14 protein-coding genes are annotated in these 21,388 nt (G+C 68.2%); 7 read left to right on the forward strand and 7 right to left on the reverse strand.

The window, feature by feature from the left end; all coding sequences use genetic code 11:
* Positions 1-2: 2 nt before the first annotated feature.
* The 3 genes from E8A74_RS22265 to E8A74_RS22275 all read left to right on the forward strand — a co-directional run bounded on the left by E8A74_RS22265 (position 3) and on the right by E8A74_RS22275 (position 5,938).
* Positions 3-1,802 carry an acyl-CoA dehydrogenase gene (locus E8A74_RS22265; RefSeq protein ID WP_136930889.1) on the forward strand — a complete coding sequence of 600 codons (1,800 nt, stop codon included), beginning with the start codon at positions 3-5 and terminating at the stop codon, positions 1,800-1,802.
* A 198-nt stretch (positions 1,803-2,000) separates the two neighbouring features.
* Entirely contained in the window at positions 2,001-3,992 is a 1,992-nt protein-coding gene (gene traA / locus E8A74_RS22270; RefSeq protein ID WP_136930890.1) for an outer membrane exchange protein TraA family protein, read from the forward strand.
* A complete protein-coding gene (locus E8A74_RS22275; RefSeq protein WP_136930891.1) occupies positions 3,989-5,938 on the forward strand; it encodes an OmpA family protein in 1,950 nt (649 codons plus the stop codon). Before traA ends, E8A74_RS22275 begins: the two co-directional genes overlap by 4 nt.
* A gap of 192 nt (positions 5,939-6,130) precedes the next feature.
* On the opposite strand, the gene E8A74_RS22280 is transcribed toward E8A74_RS22275, so the two are convergent.
* Positions 6,131-6,748 (reverse strand): hypothetical protein, encoded by a 618-nt coding sequence (locus tag E8A74_RS22280; protein ID WP_136931062.1) that lies wholly within the window; start codon positions 6,746-6,748, stop codon positions 6,131-6,133.
* Between the two features lie 152 nt (positions 6,749-6,900).
* Here E8A74_RS22280 and serA point away from each other — a divergent pair, with 152 nt between their 5' ends.
* Positions 6,901-8,148: a phosphoglycerate dehydrogenase gene (serA, locus tag E8A74_RS22285; protein ID WP_136931063.1), complete on the forward strand. Its 1,248-nt coding sequence runs from the start codon at positions 6,901-6,903 to the stop codon at positions 8,146-8,148.
* Here serA and E8A74_RS22290 read toward each other — a convergent pair.
* Positions 8,145-9,536, reverse strand: coding sequence for an FAD-binding oxidoreductase (locus E8A74_RS22290; RefSeq protein ID WP_136931064.1), 1,392 nt, complete (start codon positions 9,534-9,536; stop codon positions 8,145-8,147). The genes serA and E8A74_RS22290 overlap by 4 nt on opposite strands.
* Positions 9,537-9,620: 84 nt before the next feature.
* On the opposite strand from E8A74_RS22290, the gene E8A74_RS22295 reads away from it, so the two are divergent.
* Complete coding sequence (locus E8A74_RS22295; RefSeq protein ID WP_136931065.1) at positions 9,621-10,925, forward strand: type III PLP-dependent enzyme domain-containing protein; 1,305 nt, start codon at positions 9,621-9,623, stop codon at positions 10,923-10,925.
* Between the two features lie 8 nt (positions 10,926-10,933).
* On the opposite strand, the gene E8A74_RS22300 is transcribed toward E8A74_RS22295, so the two are convergent.
* The 3 genes from E8A74_RS22300 to E8A74_RS22310 all read right to left on the reverse strand — a co-directional run bounded on the left by E8A74_RS22300 (position 10,934) and on the right by E8A74_RS22310 (position 13,389).
* Positions 10,934-11,635, reverse strand: coding sequence for a class I SAM-dependent methyltransferase (locus E8A74_RS22300; RefSeq protein WP_136931066.1), 702 nt, complete (start codon positions 11,633-11,635; stop codon positions 10,934-10,936).
* A gap of 63 nt (positions 11,636-11,698) precedes the next feature.
* Entirely contained in the window at positions 11,699-12,616 is a 918-nt protein-coding gene (locus E8A74_RS22305) for a DNA adenine methylase (protein ID WP_136931067.1), read from the reverse strand.
* 146 nt (positions 12,617-12,762) lie between these two features.
* Positions 12,763-13,389, reverse strand: coding sequence for a CDP-alcohol phosphatidyltransferase family protein (locus E8A74_RS22310; protein ID WP_136931068.1), 627 nt, complete (start codon positions 13,387-13,389; stop codon positions 12,763-12,765).
* Positions 13,390-13,535: 146 nt separating this feature from the next.
* On the opposite strand from E8A74_RS22310, the gene E8A74_RS52545 reads away from it, so the two are divergent.
* Entirely contained in the window at positions 13,536-14,741 is a 1,206-nt protein-coding gene (locus E8A74_RS52545; protein ID WP_170229289.1) for an LIC_10091 family protein, read from the forward strand.
* Between the two features lie 231 nt (positions 14,742-14,972).
* The gene (locus E8A74_RS55570) at positions 14,973-17,912 is read left to right on the forward strand and encodes a carboxypeptidase-like regulatory domain-containing protein (RefSeq protein WP_136931071.1); all 2,940 of its coding nucleotides are present in this window, start codon (positions 14,973-14,975) and stop codon (positions 17,910-17,912) included.
* Between the two features lie 73 nt (positions 17,913-17,985).
* On the opposite strand, the gene E8A74_RS22330 is transcribed toward E8A74_RS55570, so the two are convergent.
* Together E8A74_RS22330 and ggt are read right to left on the reverse strand one after the other, a co-directional pair.
* Positions 17,986-19,455: an RCC1 domain-containing protein gene (locus E8A74_RS22330; protein WP_136931072.1), complete on the reverse strand. Its 1,470-nt coding sequence runs from the start codon at positions 19,453-19,455 to the stop codon at positions 17,986-17,988.
* A 63-nt stretch (positions 19,456-19,518) separates the two neighbouring features.
* Positions 19,519-21,309, reverse strand: a complete 1,791-nt coding sequence (gene ggt / locus E8A74_RS22335; protein ID WP_136931073.1) for a gamma-glutamyltransferase — start codon at positions 21,307-21,309, stop codon at positions 19,519-19,521.
* Positions 21,310-21,388: the final 79 nt, after the last annotated feature.

Raw genomic sequence — 21,388 nt, forward strand, 5'->3', positions numbered from 1 at the left:
CGATGTCGTCCACGAACCCCCTGGTCAGCGATCGATTCGTCGACTTCCTCCTCTACGAGGTGCTCGACCTCGCAGGCTTGCTCGCCCTGCCCGATTTCGCCGAGCACACGCCCGAGACCGTGGGGATCTACCTCGGCACGGCGCGCAGGCTCGCGCGCGAGCTGCTCTTCCCGGCGTACAAGCCGATGGACGAGGCCCCGCCGCGCCTCGAAAACGGCCGCGTGCGGGTCCACCGCGCCATGCACGACATCTATCCGCGCCTCGTCGAGCTCGGCGTCCTCTCGGCCACGCGCCCGCCCGACGCGTACGGCCAGATGCTCCCGCTCACGGTCGCCTCCCTCGCCGCGAGTTATCTCATGGCGGCGAACCTCTCGGCGTACGGGTATCTCGGCCTCACCACGGGCGCTGCTCGCTTGCTCGAATCCTTCGGCTCGGACGAGCTCAAAGAGCGCTTCATGGGCCGGCTTTATCGCGGCGAGTGGACCGGCACCATGGCCCTCACCGAGCCCCAGGCCGGCAGCAGCTTGAGCGACGTCGAGACCCGCGCCACGCCCGCGGAGGGCGGCCATTACCTCATCAAAGGCTCGAAGATCTTCATCTCGGGTGGTGATCACGACCTCACCGAGAACATCGTCCACTTGACGCTGGCCCGCATCGACGGCGCGCCGCCCGGCATCAAGGGTGTCAGCCTCTTTGCGATCCCCAAACTCCGCTCCGAGCGGGGCGGCCTCGTCCCGAACGACGTCGAGGTCGCCGGCGTGATCCACAAGATCGGCTGGCGCGGCCTGCCGAGCCTCGCCCTCAATTTCGGCGAGGCGGGCGATTGCCACGGATATCTCGTCGGCGAGCCTCACCGGGGCATTTCGTACATGTTCCAGATGATGAACGAGGCGCGCCTCATGATTGGCATGAATGGCGCTTCCACCGCCTCGGTCGCGTTCCACGAGTCGCTCGAATACGCGAAGACCCGGCCCCAGGGCCGCTCGCTCGGCGACAAGGATCCGCGCACGCCGCAGGTCCCCATCCTCGAGCACGCCGACGTCCGCCGCATGCTCCTTCGCCAGAAGGCCATCGCGTGGGGCAGCATCGCGCTCCTCGGCCTCACGGCGCGCCTCTCGGATCTCGCCGAGCATGCCACGGAAGAGACCTCCCGCGCGCGCGCCGCCATGCTGCTCGACCTGCTCACGCCCATCGCCAAGAGCTTCCCGGCCGAGCGTGGCTTCGAGTCGAACGCGCTCGCCGTGCAGGTCCTCGGCGGCTACGGCTACACGAGCGAATACCTCCCCGAGGCCTGGCTACGCGATCAGAAGCTCAACAGCATCCACGAGGGAACGACGGGCATCCAGTCGCTCGACCTGCTCGGCCGCAAGGTCATCGCGGCCGGCGGCGCCGCGTTCGGCGCGCTGCTCGAAGAGATCGCGGCCACCTGCGACGGCGCGCGCGACGCGGGCGTCCACCCCGATCTCGTCCAGCGCGTCGAGGGCGCGGCGATGGCCATGCGGCAGGTCACGCTCCACCTCGGCGCGCTCGGCGCGCAGGGAGACGTCCGAGGCATGCTCCTGCACAGCGCCGATTACCTCGACCTCGCCTCCACCATGGTGATCGGCTGGACGTGGCTGCGCCTCGCGGCCACGGCGCAAAAAAACCAGCAGGATCGCCCGCAGGATCACGATTTTTACAACGGCATCGCCTCGGCCGCCCAGTATTGGATTCGCACCGAGCTGCCGCGCGTCGGCTACCTCGCCCAGCTCTGCCGCTCCGGCGAAGATTCATACGAACGCGTACGACCGGAGTGGCTCTGACGCGCACGGATCCGACGACGACGGTCGACGATCCCCTGTCCTCCGCGGCCGTCCTCGGGCTGCGCCGTAAGCCTGCGATCTTGTACGGATCACGCGGTCCGTGGTAGGGTCCGCGGCAGTGCCGCGGAGTGCGGCGCGAAGGCCGACGGTGACATGGAACTCAGACGAATCCTCCTTGCTTCAGTCGCCCTCCTCGCGATGGCTCCTCGGGTCGCGAGCGCTGCGCCGGTCACGATCCCGGAGGGCGTTTCGGACCCGCTCGACGGCCTCGGCACGGGCCTCTGCGCGGCCTCGGCGATCGCGGCGAGCGTCAACGAGTTCGGCGGCTTCCTCAACTACACGGGCGACGTCAATGCGTTCATCGAGGCGCACGCCGTCGATCGCACGGAGCACGTCATCCGCACGCTGCTCGACCTGTCCAACAACAACGCCGCGAACCAGGCGCTGAGCTACGGCGACTTCATCGACGCCGCGCTCGATCAGGGCTGCAAGACGGGCGGCTGCGATTTCTTCGTGAATGACACGTCGACGAGGTTCGGCAGCCGCATGCGTGGCTACCTCAACGTCACGGCCGACCTCGTGAACAAGCCCATTCACTTCGGGTTTTACGTGGACGACGCCGTCAGCCTCACCATCTACGACAAGAACAAGGGCGTCTACAACGTCGTCACGCGCCCTCCCGTACTCGGCGCGACCACCTACCGCTTGACGAACCAGGTCACCTTCCAGAAGGCCGGCCTCTACCCGATCGAGATCCTCTACGTCGAGCTCATCGAGCACGCCGCGCTCGAGATGTCCTACTTCGTCGGGGACTTCGTGGACTTCGAGCGAGAAGCGAACGTGCCGCCGATCACGAAGCTCAATGACTTGGGGTTCACGGTCTTCCCCGAGACGATGTTTTTCCAGACGCTGAGCGGCAGCCCCTCGTACCCCGACCTCGGCGTCTGCAAGCAGTGCAGGCGCGAGTTCGCCGACCAGGGAGGCAACAACGGCTGCGACCCGGGGCAATACTGCAACTCGGCCGCGCTTTGCGCCCCCTGCGACACCAAAGATCTCTGCGGCCCGAGCTGCTCGCCCTGCGGCGTCGACACGCCGTTCTGCGTGAACATCAACGGCACCCTCCAGTGCGGCGCATGCAAGACGGACGAGGACTGCAAGGAGGGGTTCATCTGCAACCCCGACACGAAGACCTGCGACGAGTGCAATGAGAGTTCCGACTGCCCCAAGGGCGCGGCGTGCATCGAGAACAAGTGTGAGCCTTGCGCGACGAGCGCCGAGTGCGCCGGCGCCTCCTGCAACTGCTGTCCCGACGGCGCGAACGGCCAGCAGATGAAGTGCGCCCCGCTCGAGCCGAACGGCAACCCGAGCTGCGTCGAGTGCACGACCGACGCCGAGTGCGGCGGCGGCATCTGCAACCTCTCCGTCGGCCGCTGCCAGGGCACGCTCCCCGAGAACAACACGCCGACCTGCTGCGGCGACGGCTGCGTCAACTGCACCGCGCTCGAGGTCATCGTCGTCAACGGCACGGCCCAGCCGCGCTATCCGTTCTGCCTGCCCGGCCCCGTCGGCACCGCGTGCGCCGAGTGCCGCCACGACATGGATTGCGGCGAGGGCGCCTTCTGCCTCAGCGGCACCTGCACCCCCTGCACCCGCGACAAACGCTGCGGATTGCGCTGCGATAGCTGCGGCGGCGACACGCCCTTCTGCTCCGGCCAGAACGCCGCCGCCGCTGCGTGCGTGCGTTGTGTCGACGACGCGCAATGCGGCGCGGGCTCGACCTGCGACACGGCGACCCACACCTGCACGGTCAGCACGGGCTGCATGCTCACCTGCTCCTCCGAGACGCCTTATTGCAACGGCACGGCCTGCGTCGCTTGTTACGCCGACTCGCACTGCCCCTGCGGCGGCACCTGCAACCTCTCCTCGAACACCTGCACGCCCTCGTGCAAGACCAATGTCGACTGCCTCGGCAGCGACCACTGCCGCTGGAACGAGACGGAGACCGCGAAGGAGTGCGCGCTCGGCCCGATGCCCGACGGCGTCGATTGCGGTGGCACCCTCGCCACGATATGCTCAGCACGGCCCGGTCGACATGGAGGTGGCGCGCCCGGAGCCGCATTGCTCGTCCTCTCCGTCCTTGGCCTGCTTGGCCGCCGCCGCCTCCGTTCAACCCTCCGAGGTGAGTCGTGAAGCGATCGATCTCGTTCTTGCTCTCGCTCGCGACGCTCGCCGTGGCGCCTGTGGTCGCGGAAGCCGCCGAAGAAGGCCGCTTCGACGCGCAGACCTTCCGGCCCTCCGCGGCCCCGCGTGATCTCGTGATGATCCAGAAATCCGAGGTCGTCAGCCATCTCTCGCCGACGTTCGGCATCTACACGGACATCGGCCTCGATCCCCTCGCGGTCGCGGCGATCACGACGGGGCAACAGATCCGCGCCGTCGGCGCGCGCCTTCAGGTCACGGCCCTCGCGGGCATCGGCTTCTACGACATCTTCGACATCACGATGGCGATGCCGTTGGTCGCCTGGCAGATGTCCGACAACCTGAGGCCGCTCGGCACCGAGGGCGAGATCTCGCCGAGCGCGCTCGGCGATCTTCGTTTCAACACAAAGATTGCGATCCCCTACCTGAACCGGAAAGCCCAAATCAAAGAGGGCTTCGGCATGGCGGTCACGGGCAACTTGAACTTGCCCACGGGGGATCAGAACGCGTTCGCCAGCGACGGCGCCGTCTCTGGCGGCCTCGGGCTCGTCGCGGATTATCGCTTCAACTTCGGCCTGCTCGTCACGGCAAACGGCGGCGTCTGGTTCCGGCCCGACCGACAGTTTGCCGGGACGAAGGTCGGCGACATGGCGAACTTCGGCATCGGCGCGGAGATGTACGTCGTGCAGCGCTGGGGTTGGTCCGTGCTCGGCGGCGTGTACGGCAGCGTCTCGATGGTGAAGTTCCCGGACAGCCCCTCGCAGGTCCCGGCCGAGGCGCTCATGGCGATGCGCTGGCAGTGGGCGAGCGGCTTCTCGCTCACGGTCGGCGGCACGTTCGGCGCGAACTGCGGGTTCGGCGCGCCCGTCTTCCGCGCGTTCGCGGGGCTCACGTGGCAACCTTCGAAGTCGCGTGAGCAGCAGGAGATCGATCGCCTGAAGCAGGTCGACAGCGAGGATCCCGATCACGACGGCCTCATCGGCGACGCGGATCATTGCCCCGAGCTGCCGGGCGTCCCGCAGAACATGGGCTGCCCCGACTCCGACTCCGACAAGGACGGCGTCCCCGATCGCGACGACAAGTGCCCGATGCTCGCGGGCGGCCGCGGCGGTTGTCCCGGCGCGTTCGTGAAGGGGGACGAGATCAAGATCCTCGATCAGGTCCACTTCGCGACGGACAAGGACATCATCCTCGACGATTCGAAGAAGGTGATCGAAGCGGTCATCACGGTCCTCCGGGACAACCCCGAGATCCGCGCCGTCGAGATCGAGGGCCACACCGACGTGCGCGCGGGCGACGTGTACAACCACAACCTCTCGCAGCGCCGCGTGGAGAGCGTCCGGGCGTACATGATCCAGAGGGGGATCGATCCCTCGCGCCTCACCGCGAAGGGGTACGGTCATTCCAAACCCATCTACGACGACTCGATGTGCCTCGGGAAGGATGAAGAGCTCTCAGAAGACTGCAAGTTCATGACGCAGACGAACCGCCGCGTCGTCTTCCGCATCAAGGGCCAGGGCAGCGCGCCCGGCACAGCCGTGGGCGGCGGCGGCACGGTCCTCTCGCCGGGCGACAAGACGCTCGACGGCGAGGGCGTGATCAACGGCAACGGCGTGCTGAACGGCGGCAGCACCTTGCCGAGCGGCGGCATCCTTCCCAAGGGGAACGGCGTGCTCGACACGAAGGATCCGACCCTTCCTGGCAGCACTCTCCCGCGCTCCGGGGAGCAACTGCAGCCCGAGGCGCCGAAGGAGGAAGGCGCGGACAAACCGGCCGACGGCAAGGACAAACCCGGCAAGCCCGGCGCCGCTCCTGCACCCGCAGCGCCGAAGCCTGGTGCCGCTCCTGCGCCCGCAGCGCCGAAGCCCGGCGCCGTGCCTGCGAAGCCGCCTGCGCCCGCGAAGCCCGCCACGCCGAACCCCACGGCGCCGCGCTGATCCCCGAGGCCTCGCTCCGACGAACGGAGCGAGGCCCCGCGCCCCCTCCCCCGCCCTTCCTCACGATCTCGCTCGCTCGCGCGCGCCGCGAGTGCCCGCGATTTTTTGGTGCACAAACGAAACGAGGCCACGAGCGACCCTCCCCTTGCGGAGGCTCGCGCGCGACCTCGTCTCCCGTTGCCTTGCGGCGGGCTACTTCTTCGTCGTGGTCTTCGTCGTGGTCTTCGTCTTCGTCGTCGACGTCGAGCCCGTCGCCGACGTCGTGGGCGTCGGCGTCGGCGCGGCGGCCGTCGTGGTGGGCGTCGCCGCTGCAGTCGGCTGCGGCGCCGGGGCCGATTTCACCTCGGCCGCGGTGTTGATGGGCGTCGCCTCCTTCGGCGGGTTCGGATCCGCCGCCGGCACCGGCTCGGCGCCCTTGTCCGCCTCGGAATGGGCGCCCATGTCGAGCGGCTTCGACGAGGATCCTTCGCGCCGGATCCAGACGATCGCCGTCCCCGTGGCGACCTTTCCATACGAGGCGTCGGGCAGGCGGATCTCCTCCTCGATCGCCTCGATGACGGCGTCGCCGCCTGCCATGCACGCGGCCTTGCGGAGCGACCGCAGGCGCTCGGGCTCGGTGCGGGCCCCGGGCTCGCTCTGCACCGGCTCCAGGCGGTGGAACTCCCTGTCGGGTTGGGTCTTGCCCGCGAAGATGGGCATGTCCGTGCAGAACTCGCCCGACGGCGTGCGCATGTCCTGGAAACGCGGAGGCGCCGCGCAGGCGACGAAGATCGCGGCCGTCGCGGCCGAGAAGAGAACGACACGTTGCATGGCTATTTTCTTACCAGTTTCTATGCACGTCGTGCAAACGTCGCGTCGAGCCAAGAGCCACCGAGTGCACGCCCGCCCCGGGTTGGGCAGCTTTCCGGCTGGCCTACGCCCGCCCATGCGGTAGAGAAGGCGCCCCCGAACGAGGACGCGCCATGACCACGCCTGCCCCGGCCGAGCTGCCCCGCGACACGATCCAGGTCCTCCTGCTCGAGAACATCCACCCGAGCGCCACGGAGACCTTCCACGCCTTCAGCGAGGGGCGCACCTACGCCATCACCAAGAAGAGCAGCGCGCTCAAGGAGGACGAGCTCATCGCCGCCCTCCCGGGCGTGCAGCTCCTCGGCATCCGCAGCAAGACCCGGATCACGGCGCGCGTCGTCGAGAACGCCCACGACCTGCTCTCCATCGGCTGCTTCTGCATCGGCACGAACCAGGTCGACCTCGTCGCCGCCAACGCCCGCGGCGTGCCGGTCTTCAACGCGCCGTTCAGCAACACGCGCAGCGTCGCCGAGCTCATGATCGGCGAGATCATCCTGCTCGCCCGCCAGCTCGGCGATCGCTCGCGCGAGGTCCACACGGGCGTGTGGAAGAAGGTCGCCGCGAATTGCTACGAGGTCCGCGGCAAGGTCCTCGGCATCATCGGCTATGGGCACATCGGCCGCCAGCTCGGCGTGCTCGCGGAGGCCGTCGGCATGCGCGTGCTCTACCACGACATCGCCGCGCGCCTGCCGATGGGCAACAACCGCTCGGTCCCCTCGCTCGCGGCCTTGCTCGCCGAGGCCGACTTCGTCTCGCTGCACGTGCCCGAGACGCCGGAGACGCGCAACATGATCGGCGCGGCCGAGCTCGCGAAGATGCGCAAGGGCAGCTACCTGCTCAACGCGAGCCGCGGCACCGTCGTCGATATCCCGGCGCTCGTCGCGGCGCTGAAGAGCGGGCACCTCGCGGGCGCGGCGATCGACGTCTATCCCGAGGAGCCCGAGTCGAACACGGATCAGTTCAAGACCGAGCTCCAGAACCTTTCGAACGTCCTGCTCACGCCGCACATCGGCGGATCGACGGAGGAGGCGCAGGAGGCCATCGGGCGCGAAGTCGCGGCGGTGCTCGGCAAGTTCGCGACGATGGGCGCGACGACGGGCTCGGTGAACTTCCCGCAGGTCGAGCTCCCGCCGGTGAAGGGCACGCACCGTATCTTGAACGTGCACCGGAACGTGCCCGGCGTGCTCCGCGACGTGAACCGTGTCGTCGCCGATCTCAACGCCAACATCGACAGCCAGTTCCTGGCGACCGAAGGCGCGATTGGTTACCTCATCATGGACCTCGAGCAGGACGTCTCCGCCGAGGTGAGCCGCCGGCTCGAGGCATTGCCCTCGAACATCCGGACGCGCGTCGTCTATTAAAACACCTTCCCCGGATTCATGATCCCCAGCGGATCGAGCACCCGCTTGATCGCGCGCATGATCTCGATCTCGGTCCCGGATCGCGAATACCCGAGGTAGTCCTTCTTGAGGAGCCCGATCCCGTGCTCCGCCGAGATCGATCCACGGTATTTCCGGACGAGATCGAACATCATGTGATCGGCCTCGTGCGTCCGCGCGAGGAACGCCGCTTTCGCCAGCGCGTCGGGCTTCATCACGTTCACGTGCAGGTTCCCATCGCCGATGTGCCCGAACAGCGCGATCTCCCAGCCCGGATAACGCGCCTCGAACACGCGCTCGAGCTCCGCGCAGAAGCCTTCGAGCTCCTGGATCGGCAAGGCGATGTCGTTCTTGTGGGGCATCCCGGTCGCGCTCAGGCTCTCGCTGATCGCCTCGCGCAGCGTCCAGATCGCTGCGGCCTCGCCCGCGTGTTGCGCGAGCGTCCCGTCCGTCACCACGCCTCGCTCGAACAGCGACCCGATCCACGCTTCGAGCGCGTCCGGCTCGGCCCGCTCCACTTCGAGCAGCACGTAATAATCGCTCGGCGTCGCGAGCGGCTCGCGCACGCTCCGGTGCCGCCGCACCCGCGCCATGCACTTTTCCGTGAAAAACTCGTACGCCGTGATCACGAACGGCCCCGTACGCGCCTCCCGGAAGAGCGAGAGCACGCCCGCGAGGTTTGGCACGGCGAACAGGAGCACGTCGAGCTTGCCGGGCAGCCGCGTCAACTTCAGCGTCGCCTCCGTGATGATCCCGAGCGTTCCCTCGCTCCCGATGAAGAGCTGCCGCAGATCAATCCCTGTGTTGTTTTTCTCCAGCGCGCCGCCGAGCTCGAGCACCTCGCCGTTCGCGAGCACCACTTCGAGCCCGAGCACCCACTGCCGCGTCAGCCCGTAACGGATCACCTTCACGCCGCCCGCGTTCGTGGCGATGTTCCCGCCCACCTGGCTCGATCCCTTCGACGCGAAGTCCACGGGCCAGGTCAGGCCGTGCGCGCCCACGTGCAGGTGCACATCCTCCGTCACCGCGCCGGCCTGCACGCGCACGGTCGTGCCGAGCACGTCCACCGCGTCCATCCGCCGCATCCGCGACAGCGACACCACGACCTCTCCCTTTGCCGCCACCGCGCCCGCCGCGAGCCCCGTCCGTCCCCCCGAGGGCACGATCGGCACCTGAAATGCCGTACAAAGCTTCAGGAGGCGCGACACATCGTCCGTCGTGCGCGGCAACGCCACGGCTGCGGGACGCGGCTCGTACACCTTCGTCCAGTCGCGGCCGAACGTGGCGAGATCGGAAGGATCAACCGAGAAGAAATCGGCTGGGAAATCGCGGGCGACGGCGGCGAGGAACCCTTCGGGCAGCGCGGTCATGGTCGCTCGATACAGCGCTCGCGTCCTCCCTGCAACCGGCAAGCGCCGCTTGACGTGGCGGGCCCCACGGCTACCACGAGCGCGATGAGTCGCTGGCTCGAACGTACCCACGTCGAGGATGCCTCGTCCGTGCTCCGGCGCGCCATCGCCGACGGCTTTTTCCGCGAGGACACGCCGGCCGCGCTCTTCCACGACCTCGGCCGCGTCCGCGCGCGTCTTGCCGAGCTCGACGCGTGTTTCCCCGAGGGCACGCTGCACGCCGTCGCGGTCAAGGCGAACCCCCTCGTCGAGATCCTCCGCGCGCTCGTCGCGGCGGGCGCGGGCCTCGAAGCCGCCTCCTTCGAAGAAGTCCGCCTCGCAATGGCGGCCGATTGCCCGCCCTCCCGCATCGTCTTCGACTCGCCCGCGAAGACGAAGGACGAGCTCGCCTGGGCCCTCGCGCACGGCGTCCCGATCAACGTCGACAATTTCGACGAGCTCGATCGCATTGCGTCGAGGATCGGACAAACCAAACCCGCGCACATCGGCCTGCGCGTCAATCCCCAGGTCGGCGGGGGCTCGATCGCGCTCACCAGCGTCGCGACCCGCGCCTCGAAGTTTGGTGTCCCGATCGAACGCCGGGACGAGATCATCGCCGCGTTCGAGGCGCACCCCTTCCTGTGCGCGCTGCACGTGCACGTGGGCTCGCAAGGCATGCCGCTCGCGACCCTGGTCGAGGGCGTGCGACGTGTGGATTCGCTGCGGGCCGAAATCGAAGCTCGCACCTCGCCTGGCCGCGTCCACACCTTTGATCTCGGCGGCGGCCTCCCCGTCGCGTATCGACCCGACGACACGCCGATCCCGCTCTCCGCGTACGTGAATGGATTGAAGGAAACCACCCCCGGGCTCTTCGCCGGCGGCCTCCGGCTCGTGACCGAGTTTGGCCGAGCCATTCACGCGACGGCCGGCTGGGCGGCGAGCCGCGTCGAATACGTCAAGCAGGCCGGCGACGAGCGCCTCGCCGTGATCCACCTCGGCGCCGATCTCCTGGTCCGGCGCGCCTATCGCCCGGAGGAATGGCACCACGAAATCGCGGTCCTCGACGCGGAAGGGCGGCCCAAGGGCGGCCTCACGGAGCCCGTCACGATCGTCGGTCCCCTCTGCTTCTCGGGCGACGTCCTCGCCCGAGGCCTCGCCCTCCCCCGCGTCGATCCGGGCGATTTCGTGGTCCTCCACGACGTCGGCGCCTACACGCTCGGCATGTGGTCGCGCCATTGCAGCCGCGGCCTGCCGCTCGTCCTCGGCTATGACGGAGAAACCCTCTCCATCCTGAAAGACCGCGAAACGCCGGACGACGTCGTCGCCTTCTGGAGCCGCTCCCGCGAGCAACCCCCCAGAAGCGAACCGTAATCCCCTCTCTATCGCCGCGTCCCCTGCGGAATCCTGTGCGGCCGATGCTCCTGCTTCACCCAGAGCCGCAGGTGCGACGCGCCTTCGGGGTCCTCCTCCACGATCTCGTAATCGGGCGGCATCTTTCCGCCGAACCCCTGGTACGTCACCACGCGCATCCCGGGCGGCGCGGCTTCGAGCGCGGCCTCGATCCGCGCCACGTCCTCCTGGAACCGCTCCAGCGAGAGCGGCACCGCTCCGTCCATCTGCCACGACGGCGCGACCAGGTTCTCCTCGAACGGGTTGTAGAAGTAGAGCGCGTCGAAATACGAAAAATCGATCTCCTCGATCGTCCCGTGCACGAGCCGCGCGTTCCTCGCGCCCACGGCCGCCATCACCTCGCGGCCCACGTCGACGAGCGCCCGCCTATGCTCGATCCCCACGAAAATGCTCTCCGTGACGAGCGCGCCGACGAGGCAGAATTTCCCCACGCCTGCGCCCACGTCGAGCACGCGCGCCCGCCCCTCGGGCGCGCAGAGCTTGGCCGCGCGCACTGCGATGGAGACGGGCGTCCAGAATCGTGACGAGAGCTCGCGGACGTCTGCAGGATACAGCGTGTCCAGCGCCTCGTCGGTCACTGGCTCGCCGGCGCGGAGCGCCTCGATCGTTTCCCACTGGGACGCAGAGAGCACGAGGGTGCCTGGACGGTGATGCGGGAGAACGGCGCGCATGCGCGGTTCATCGGACGCGGGATCCGGGACCGGGAGCCCTCCGGAGAGACGCTCGCGGCCGCTTTACCGGATGATGAGCTCCTGGATCCGTCCGCGCCCCGTGCCCTTGCAGTTGATGGCGCGCGAAGCGCCCACCGCGGCGAGCTCGAAGCCGTCCCCATAAAGCGAGTACACCTCGGGCGCCGACGAATTCGAGAGCAGGACGCGCACCCCGCGCTCCTTGAGCTCGCGCGCCACGTCGCGAAGCCTCTGCTGCTCGCGCATCCCGAACCCGCCGCTCGTGTACGACGTGAAGCTCGACGACGCCGAGAGCGGCACGTAAGGCGGATCGAAATACACGAAGTCGCCCGCCCGCGCCCGCGCAGCGACGTCCTCGAACGAAGCATGCCGGATCGAGGCGTGCTTCAGGGCCCGCGAGCAGGCACGGAGGTTCTCCGCGTCGCAGATCGTGGGGTTCTGGTAATCGCCGAACGGCACGTTGTACTGGTTTGCCCGGTTCACCCGGTAGAGCCCGTTGAATCCCGTGCGGTTCAGGTAAATGAACCAGGCGGCCACCTCCACGTCGGTCTTCGTGTCGATGTCGCTCGAGCGCAACTTCATGAAGAAATCGCGATCGTGCGGGTAGGACGCGAGCCTGTCGATCACGTCCTCGACGGCGTCGCGCACGCCGAGGTACGTGCGCACGAGCCGCTCGTTCGTATCGCTGAGCTCTGCGCGCTCGGGCATGAGGTGGAAGAAGAGCGCGCCGCCCCCGACGAAGGGCTCGTGGTACGTATTGAAGCGCGACGGAATGCGCGGCTCGAGCTCGTGGATGAGCTGCCGTTTTCCGCCGACCCACTTGATGAACGGTTTTGCCGTCCCCGGCTCGATTTCACGAATGTCCGGACGCGGCTTTCCACGGGCCTTGAGGGGCCCGGGGCGGACGGACGGAAGGGGAACTGCGGCCGGGGTGGAGAGCGGTCGAATCGCGCGCTCGAGCATGTGGATACCCCAGCACCTACAATGGGGAATCGCGCTCGGCAAAACTTTCGATCGAAGAAGTTCCGGACAAATTCTATCGCTGAAAACTTGTCCCGGATTCGTGCGCTGAAAACTTGTCCCTGAACAACCGATCGGGTCTCACGGGTTCAGGGCTTCGGAATGCGGAGCGTCTTCGATATCATCGCACTGCCGCTCACCACGAAGAGCAATACGATCGGGTGCAGCTCCCACGGCCCGAGCGTGACGGCCCCGCCCGGCAGCGCCGCGCCGATATACCCGTGCGCCGAGAGCGCGCCGAAGAGCGCCACGAGCGCGAGGCTCGTCGGGATCGGCGTCCCCTCGTAATACTTCACCTTCCCGCCCTCGTCGGCGAGCTGGCTTGCCGTCGCGTTGTACCGCGCGAGTCGGCTGATGCCGCAGGCCACGAAATACACGAGCGCGATCGCGTCCCAGCCCCCGCGCATCCCGAGCCCGAACGCGAGCGCGGCCGGGGCCACGCCGAACGACACGAGGTCCGCGAGCGAGTCGAGCTCTTGCCCGAGCATCGAGACCTCGCGCCGCGCCCGGGCCACGCGCCCATCGAGGAAGTCGCAGAACAACGCGACCGGGAGCAGCCCAAAGGCGAGCCGGAGGAACGTGACGTCGCCCGAAGCCACGTACTTCATCGTCGCCAGCATCGACCCGGTGCCGGCAAAACCATTGCCGAGGGTCAAGAAATCCGCGACCTGGAAGTCACGAATCATCGAGAAGCGGCGGCGTCGAGGCTTCTTCATGGCAGCGCTGGCATCCATGGCACAACGTGGGCACGCGGCCAAGATCCCCCGCACGGTACCGCCCCGCGCCTTGACACCCCCCGTGTTTCCATCGGACCCTCGACGCCCTGGACGACGCCCGCCCGCCGAGGCGTTCCCGGTCCGCCATGGCCCCCACGACCCCGCGCCTGCTCCCCCGCCTCGCCCCGATCCTCGCCCTCCTCGTCGCCGCCGCATGCGACCCGCCCAAGACCGAACCCGCCGCCTCCGCTCCCGCTTCCGCTTCCGCGCGCGCCTCCGCCCCCGCGTCCGCATCCGCCGTCACCCCGGCCTCCGCCCCCGCCGCGCCTGCGTTCGGCCCCTTTGGTGAGCTCATTCGCACCCTCTCCGAGCCAGGGGGCGACTTCATCTCGGACAACCTCATCTCGAACGAGACCTCGTACCTCCAGACGGCCAACGCGCTCGCGGCGCGGCCCGCGGGGGGCGTCTACGTCGGCGTCGGGCCGGAGCAGAATTTTACGTATCTCGCCCTCACCCGCCCGCGCCTCGCGTTCATCGTCGACATCCGCCGGGACAACCTCCTCCAGCACCTGTATAATCGATTCCTCTTCGAAGAAGCCGAAAGCCGCTCCCATTTCCTCGCCCTGCTCGTCGGAAGGCCCTACGACGCAGCCACGGCCCCGCCCGCGACCGCGGACGTCGACGCCGTCCTGAAGCACGCCGAGACGAAAGCGCCGGATCCGAAGCTCTTCGCCACGACCGTCGATCGGGCCATGAAGCGCATGCAGGAGGCCTACGGCGTCACGCTCACGGACAAGGACAAACGCGCCCTCGCGCGGATGACGCAGGTCTTTTTCGACAAACAGCTCGATCTCCGGTTCGAGCTCAAAGAAACCTCCGGCCGCAAATACCCCTCGCTCCGCGAGCTGCTCGGCGCAGCGGATCCCGCAGGCAAGAAGCGCGGGTTCCTCGCGACGGACGAAACCTTCCGGTTCGTCCAGACGATGGAGCGCGAAGGCCGCGTCGTCCCCGTCGTCGGCGACTTCGCGGGCGACGGCGCATTCCCCGCCATCGCCGCGTTCCTCCAGAAAAACGACCTCCGCGTGAGCACGTTTTACGTATCGAACGTCGAGCAATACCTGCTCGAACCGCCCACGTGGTCGAAATGGATCCGGAACGTCGCCGCCCTCCCGCGCACGGACGACGCGCTCTTCCTGCGTTGTTACCTCGACCAGGGCAAGAAGCACCCGAAGCAGATGGAAGGCCACCGCACGGCCACCGTGCTCGCCAAGATCGACGATTTCGTCACGCGCGAGCAGAAGGCCCCGACGCGATCGTGGTTCAAGATCGCGACCGAAGGCAACCTCGACTGAAACGAGAACGTGGGCGCGCGCGGGGCTCTGCCCCGCACCCCGGAAGGGGGCTGTCCGCCCCCTTCACCCCGGACCAGGCACGGCCTGGACCGAAAGCGTAGAAGCCGCGCGATGCGCGGTTTCTGAAGCCCGGCGTCTCGCGCTTGACGATCGGGCCTTATGCGCACCGCACCACATCATCTCTTGACATTCGGGAGGTTCCCGATTGAGATCCCCCCCGGAGGATTATTCGTGCACAGATCTATGTTGTTGCAATTCGGATGGACGCTCGTCTGCGCCTCGCTGATCGGCGTCGCGGGATGCGGCCCGGCTGGCGGCGAGTCGAGCGGCAGCGGCGCCAACGGCCAGGGCGGCGACGCCGGGAGCGGCGGTGACGGGGGAAACAACCCCTCCGGAACCGGCGGGATGGGACAGGGCGGCGGGGGCGGCGGCGAGTGCACGGATCAATGCAGCGCAGGGCAGACCCAGTGCTCGAACACGCAGCTCCAGACGTGCGCGCTCCAGGCCAATGGCTGCTACGATTGGTCCACGCCGCAGAGCTGTCCCACCTTCCAGACGTGCTCCGGCGGGCAGTGCGCCTCGTCCTGCACCGATCAGTGCTCCGCGGGGGAGACGCAGTGTTCCGGGGCGAACGTCCAGTCCTGCGCGCTCCAGGCGAACGGCTGCTACGATTGGAACCCGGCGCAGGCATGTCCCACGTTCCAGACCTGCTCCGCCGGCCAGTGCGCGCTCGCGTGTACGGACACGTGCTCGAACGGCGGCACGCAATGCGCGAACGGGCAGATCCAGAGCTGCGGCCTGCAGGTCAATGGCTGCTATGACTGGAACCCCGCGCAGAACTGCCCGACGTTCCAGACCTGCAATGGCGGCCAGTGCGTCAGCTCGTGCAGCGATCAATGCATGGGCGGCGCGACGCAGTGCTCGGGTCCGCAGGTCCAGACGTGCGGGCTCCAGGCGAACGGCTGTTACGACTGGAACCCCGGCGCGAGCTGCCCCTCGGGCCAGGCCTGCGAGGCCGGAGCCTGCGCCTCCCAGTGCGACGACAAGTGCACGCAGGGACAAACCAAGTGCTCGGGGACGCAGGTGCAGTCCTGCGCCATGCAGCCGACCGGCTGCTACGACTGGGCCGCGCCGATGGCCTGCCCGTCGCCGCAGATCTGCCAGGGAAGCGCGTGCGCGTCGTCGACGTGCGTGCAGAACGATCTGCGCTGCAACGGCAACCTCCTCGAGGTCTGCAACGGCAGCAACCAGTGGCAAACCCAGCAGGTCTGCGCGCAGGCGTGTGACCCGGCGATGAAGGCCTGCACGGGCACGACCACCTGCGTGGCCGGCTCGCGGCGCTGCAACGGCCTGCAGACGCAGGTCTGCAACTCCACCGGCACCGCGTGGCTCACGGTCGAGACGTGCGCCATCGCCTGCGACAGCGGGAGCGGCCTCTGCGCCGGCTCGTGTGAGGCGGGCGAGAAGCGCTGCAATGGCAACACGCCCGAGACCTGCAACCCCACGGGCACCGCCTGGACGCAGGGGCAAACCTGCGGGACGTATTGCTTCAACGGTGACTGTGCGCAGCCGAGCCTGGTCATCGACGCCAACGCCAACGCGACACTCAACGGCGAGCAGGTCTTCGCCGGCGACGTGACCATCATCAACTCGAGCGTGCTCACGGTTCCCTCGGGCAAACTCGTGATCCGCGCGAAGAACTTCGTGCTCGACGCGAGCTCGCAGATCGTCGTGACCCCGACGGGCAACGATCCGCGCGGCAAGGGCGGCAACGGCGGCGCGAGTTCCTGCAACGCGCAGGGATATTGCACCGCCTCCGGCACGCTGCCCGCCGGCGGCGGCGGCTACGGCGTCGCGGGCGCCGCCAGCAGCGCGACGTTCAGTTGCTACTACAGCGGCACGCGGTACTGCAGCGTGTCGGCCCAGGGCGGCCCCGTCTACGCGATCGCCGATCAGGATCCGGCGACGGGCTCGAGCGGCGGCACCTGCACGAGCGGCACGCCGGGCCTGGGCGGCGGCATGCTCGTGATTTACGCCGATAACATCACGATCGCGGGTCAAGTCACGGTGAACGGCCAGAGCGCGTCCGGCTGCGCCGGCGGCGGCTCCGGCGGCGGCGTCGTGCTGCGCGCGACGAGCGATCTCAAATTCACGGGCTCCATCTCGACCGCGGGCGGCAACGGCGGCGCGAGCGGCGGCGGCAACGGCGGCAACGGCGCGGTCAAGCTGCTCTACGGTAACTCGAAGACGCTGACCGGCTCGGTCGTGGCCTCGAAGTTCGAGTCCTACATGGCGCCGTTCGACGTCTCGTCGTCCACGCACCCGAGCTCCAACCTCTGGTACAACGACGGGTATCCCTCCTTCGAGCTCGCGTGGAGCAAGCCGTTCACCGCCTCGGCTGGCTACTACTACAAGCTCAACACGGCCTACGGCTTCGTGCCGAATTCGTCGAACGCGAGCTACAAGCCGGAGGAGTCTGTCCTGTACACGCCGGCGGATCTCGCCGTCGGGACGAACTACTTCCACATCAGCACGCTCGGGCCCTTCGCCAACTTCGGCACCGTCGAGTCGCGCTTCGTGGTCAACATCAACGCGACCACGCCCGCGGTTTCGTCGTCGAGCCACGCGAGCGCGTCGACCTGGTACACGAACAACTCGCCGTACTTCGCGTGGACGCTGCCGAAGGCGGACGAGAACACGAAGAACTTCTACTGGGAGTTCGATCCCTACGCGACGACCATGCCGGATCACGACTCGAACAAGATCCCCATGGATCTGACGAGCCCGCAGAACTCGAAGCAGATCCTCCTGCCCGGCAAGGCCAACGGCATCTGGTTCTTCCACCTGATCGCCGAGGACACGATGGGGAACCTGACGAAAAACGCCACGCACTTCCGCGTCCAGATCGGCACCGATCCGGGCAAGGGCAGCGTGTCGGGCACGGTCACCGACGCGATGACGGGCCAGTTCGTGTCGGGCGCGTCGATCACCCTGAACCGCGGCATGCACGACGGGACGACCAACGCGAGCGGCGGCTTCGCCTTCGCGAACGCGGTCTTCGCGCAGCAATACGAGGTGCGCGTGAGCAAGGCCGGATATCAGGACATGGTCAAGATGGTCACGGTCACCTCCGGACAAACCTCGACCGTGAACTTCGCGATCCAGCCCTGACCCGGAACGACCCACCCCTCCGCGGCCGGGACGAACCCGTCCCGGCCGCGCTCCCCTCCCTCGCCGGATCCCGTCAATTGCAGGTGAGCTGCGGCTGCACCGGCGTCGCTTTCAAAAGGACGGCCGTGCCATCGCCGAGCTGCCCGGCGTCGTTACGCCCCCATATGTAGATCGTACCGTCGGCCGTGAGCGCGAAGCTGTGCTGCGCGTCGGGGCCCGCCGCGATCGTCTTGATCGCGGGCAGTCCGGCGATCTGCGCCGGCGTCGCTCGTTGCGAGGTGCTGCCATCACCGAGCTGCCCGTTCTGGTTATCGCCCCAGGTCCATAAGGTCCCGTCGCTCCGGAGCGCCATGCTGTGCAGATCGCCTGCAGCGATGGCCACCACGTCGGAGAGCCCCTGCACCTGCACGGGCGTATTTCGCTGCGTCGTGGTCCCGTCGCCGAGCTGACCGTTCGTATTCTGGCCCCAGGCCCATACGGTCTTGTCGGACTTCAGCACCAGGTTATGCCCCTGCCCGGCTGCCACAGCCACGGCCCCCGTCATGCCTTGCACCTGCACGGCCGTATTTCGTTGCATCGTGGTGCCATCGCCGAGCTGGCCATACAGGTTCAATCCCCAGGCCCACGCCGTTCCATCTGCCCGGAGCGCCACGTTGTGGAGCTGCCCGGACGCGACGATGGCCACGTTGGCGAGGTTCTGCACCTGAATGGGCGCCGTGCGATTGTTGACGCTCCCATCGCCGAGCTGACCGTTCGTGTTCTGCCCCCAAGCCCATACCGCGCCGGCCTTCGTGAGCGCCAGCGAATGGTACGAGCCCGCGGTGACGGAAATGATGTCGGCAATGTTCTGCACCAGCACCGGCGTATTCCGTTGCGTCGTGGTCCCGTCGCCGAGCTGGCCATACAGGTTCGATCCCCAGGCCCGGACCGTGCCGTCACTCTTGACCGACACCGCGTGGACACGCCCCGCGGCGATCCGCAAGGCGCCCGTCAGCCCCTTGACCGGCACCGGCGTGGGCTGATTGTTCGTGCTCCCTTCGCCGAGCTGACCCGAGGCGTTGCTCCCCCAGCCCATGACCGTGCCTTCGCCGCGCACCGCCAAGCTATGCCCGCGACCGCCGGCCACGTCGACGAGACAAGGCCCCTTTTCGCAGGTTGGACCCGTATATCCGGGGGCACAAACGCATACGAAGGCGCCATCCGTGTTCGTGCACGTGGCGTTTGCGCTACACGGGTTCGACGTGCACTCGTCGATGTCCTCGCATTTCGTGGGCTCGCCGCTGCACGTGAAGCCCTGCTCCGTCGAACACGTGGCCGAGCACCCGTCACCGTCCGCCGTATTGCCGTCGTCGCAGTCCTCGCCGCCGCCGACGATCCCATCGCCACATTCCTGGTCGCCCTCCCCTCCGGAACCCCCCTCGCCAATCGTCCCGGAGGCCCGCGCGCAGCCCCCGCCCGATGCTCCGAGCACGCCCGAGAGGAGCGCCCCGCTCAGCAACGTGGCCAGCGCTGTCCAGCTCGTCATCGTTCGAATTTGGTCCACTGCTCGACTCCTCCCTCTGGATCTCGCCGCGTACCACGTCCATATACCCGATTCCAGGAACCTTCAAAGCCCCAGCGCGAGCCCGCTCTTGTTGCGTGGCTCGGCGGCGCCCGTCCACACGCCGCCCGGACCCCGCACGATCGACGGCGCGTCAGCGATCGCGTCCCACGCCTCGAATTTGTGCCCACGCGCGCCGAGCGCCCGCTGCACGTCGTCCGGCAGCCCGCCTTCCTCGATGAAGATCTGATCGGGCAAATGTTGATGATGCACCCGCGGCGCGCCCACGGCCGCGGTCGCGCCCATTCCGTGATCGAGCACGTTCGTGATCACCGCGAGCGCCGCCGAGATGATCGTCGGCCCGCCGGCCGCGCCCGTCACGATCCGCACGGCCCCGTCCGGCCCCACCACGATCGTCGGCGTCATCGACGAGAGCATCCTCTTGCCCGGCGCGACCGCATTCGCCTCGCCCTGCACGAGGCCAAAGACGTTGGGCTTTCCGGGCTCGGTCGCGAAATCGTCCATCTCGTTGTTCAGGAGAAACCCGCCGCCCCGCACGACCACGGCCGAGCCGAGGGACGTATTGATCGTCGTCGTCAACGCCACGGCCGCGCCGCTGCGATCGACGATCGAAAAATGGGTCGTGTGTTTTTTCTCGTCCGCGCCCCCGCGCCCGGGCCCGACCTCGGACGAGGGCGTCGCGCGGGCCGGCTCGATCGAGGCACGCGCCTTCTCCATGGCCTCCGCCGAGAGAAACTCGCCCGTGGGGACCGGCACGAACGCGGGATCGCCCAGGAAATGGTTTCTCTTGGCGAACGCGCGCCGCGACGTCTCCACCGTCACGTGCAGCGCCTCCGTCGAAAGAAACCCCATCTTCCCGAGATCGTAGCCCCCGAGCACGCCGAGCGAGAATGCGAGCACGAGCCCGCCGGACGAGGGCGGCGGCATCGCGAACACCTTGTGCCCGCGATACTCCATCTCGACCGGCGTCCGCCAGACCGGCCGATAGGCCGCGAGATCCTCGGCCGTCACGATCCCCCCGCCCGCCTTCATTTCCTCGACGAGGAGGTTTGCCGTCTCGCCCTCGTAAAACCCCGGCGCCCCGCGCTCCGCGATCCGCACGAGCACCTGCGCGAGCTCCGGGTTTTTCAGGACCGCCCCCACGCCGAGCGGCTTTCCCCCGGGCATGAACATCGCGGCCGAGGCCGGAAACCGGGCGATGTCCGCCGCGCGATCCCGGAGGATCTCGGCGAGCCCCTCGTCCACGACGAACCCCTCCTCCGCGAACCGGATCGCGGGCGCGACGAGCTCCTTCCACGGAAGTTTCCCGTACGTACGATGCGCCTCCCCTAACCCGGCCACCGCCCCCGGCACCCCCGCGGCCAGGTGACCCACGAGCGACGCGTCGTTTTTCCCAAAGAACATTTCCCGCGTCGCCTTCGCCGGCGCGGTCTCGCGAAAATCGAGCGCGCGCACCTCCCCTTGTTCCGCGCGTACGACCATGAATCCCCCGCCGCCGATGTTCCCCGCCTGCGGGAACACCACGGCGAGCGCGAATGCCACACCCACCGCCGCGTCCACGGCGCTCCCGCCCTTGCGGAGGATCTCCACGCCCACGCGCGTCGCGTCGGCCGCGTCGCTCGTGACCATGCCCTCCCGCCCCGACGCGGGCGCAGCGCGCAAATCGAAGCGCCACTTCGCAGGGACACGCGCGAGCGCGGGCACCACGGCAGGCGAGGACGCGACCGCCGGCACCTCCGGCGGTTTTGCGCCTTCGCCGCACGAAGCCGCGAGGATGGAGGAAACGAGGAAAGTGGCGCGGACGAGGAGCCGGCGCGCGGCAGCGTTGGCGTTCACGGGCGCTACATACCACGCGCGTCGCGAAGGCCCGCATCGATCGTACGATCGTCTTCATGCCGCCGCGCGCCTCGCGTAA

This window comes from Polyangium fumosum, assembly GCF_005144585.1.
GTDB lineage: Bacteria > Myxococcota_A > Polyangia > Polyangiales > Polyangiaceae > Polyangium > Polyangium fumosum.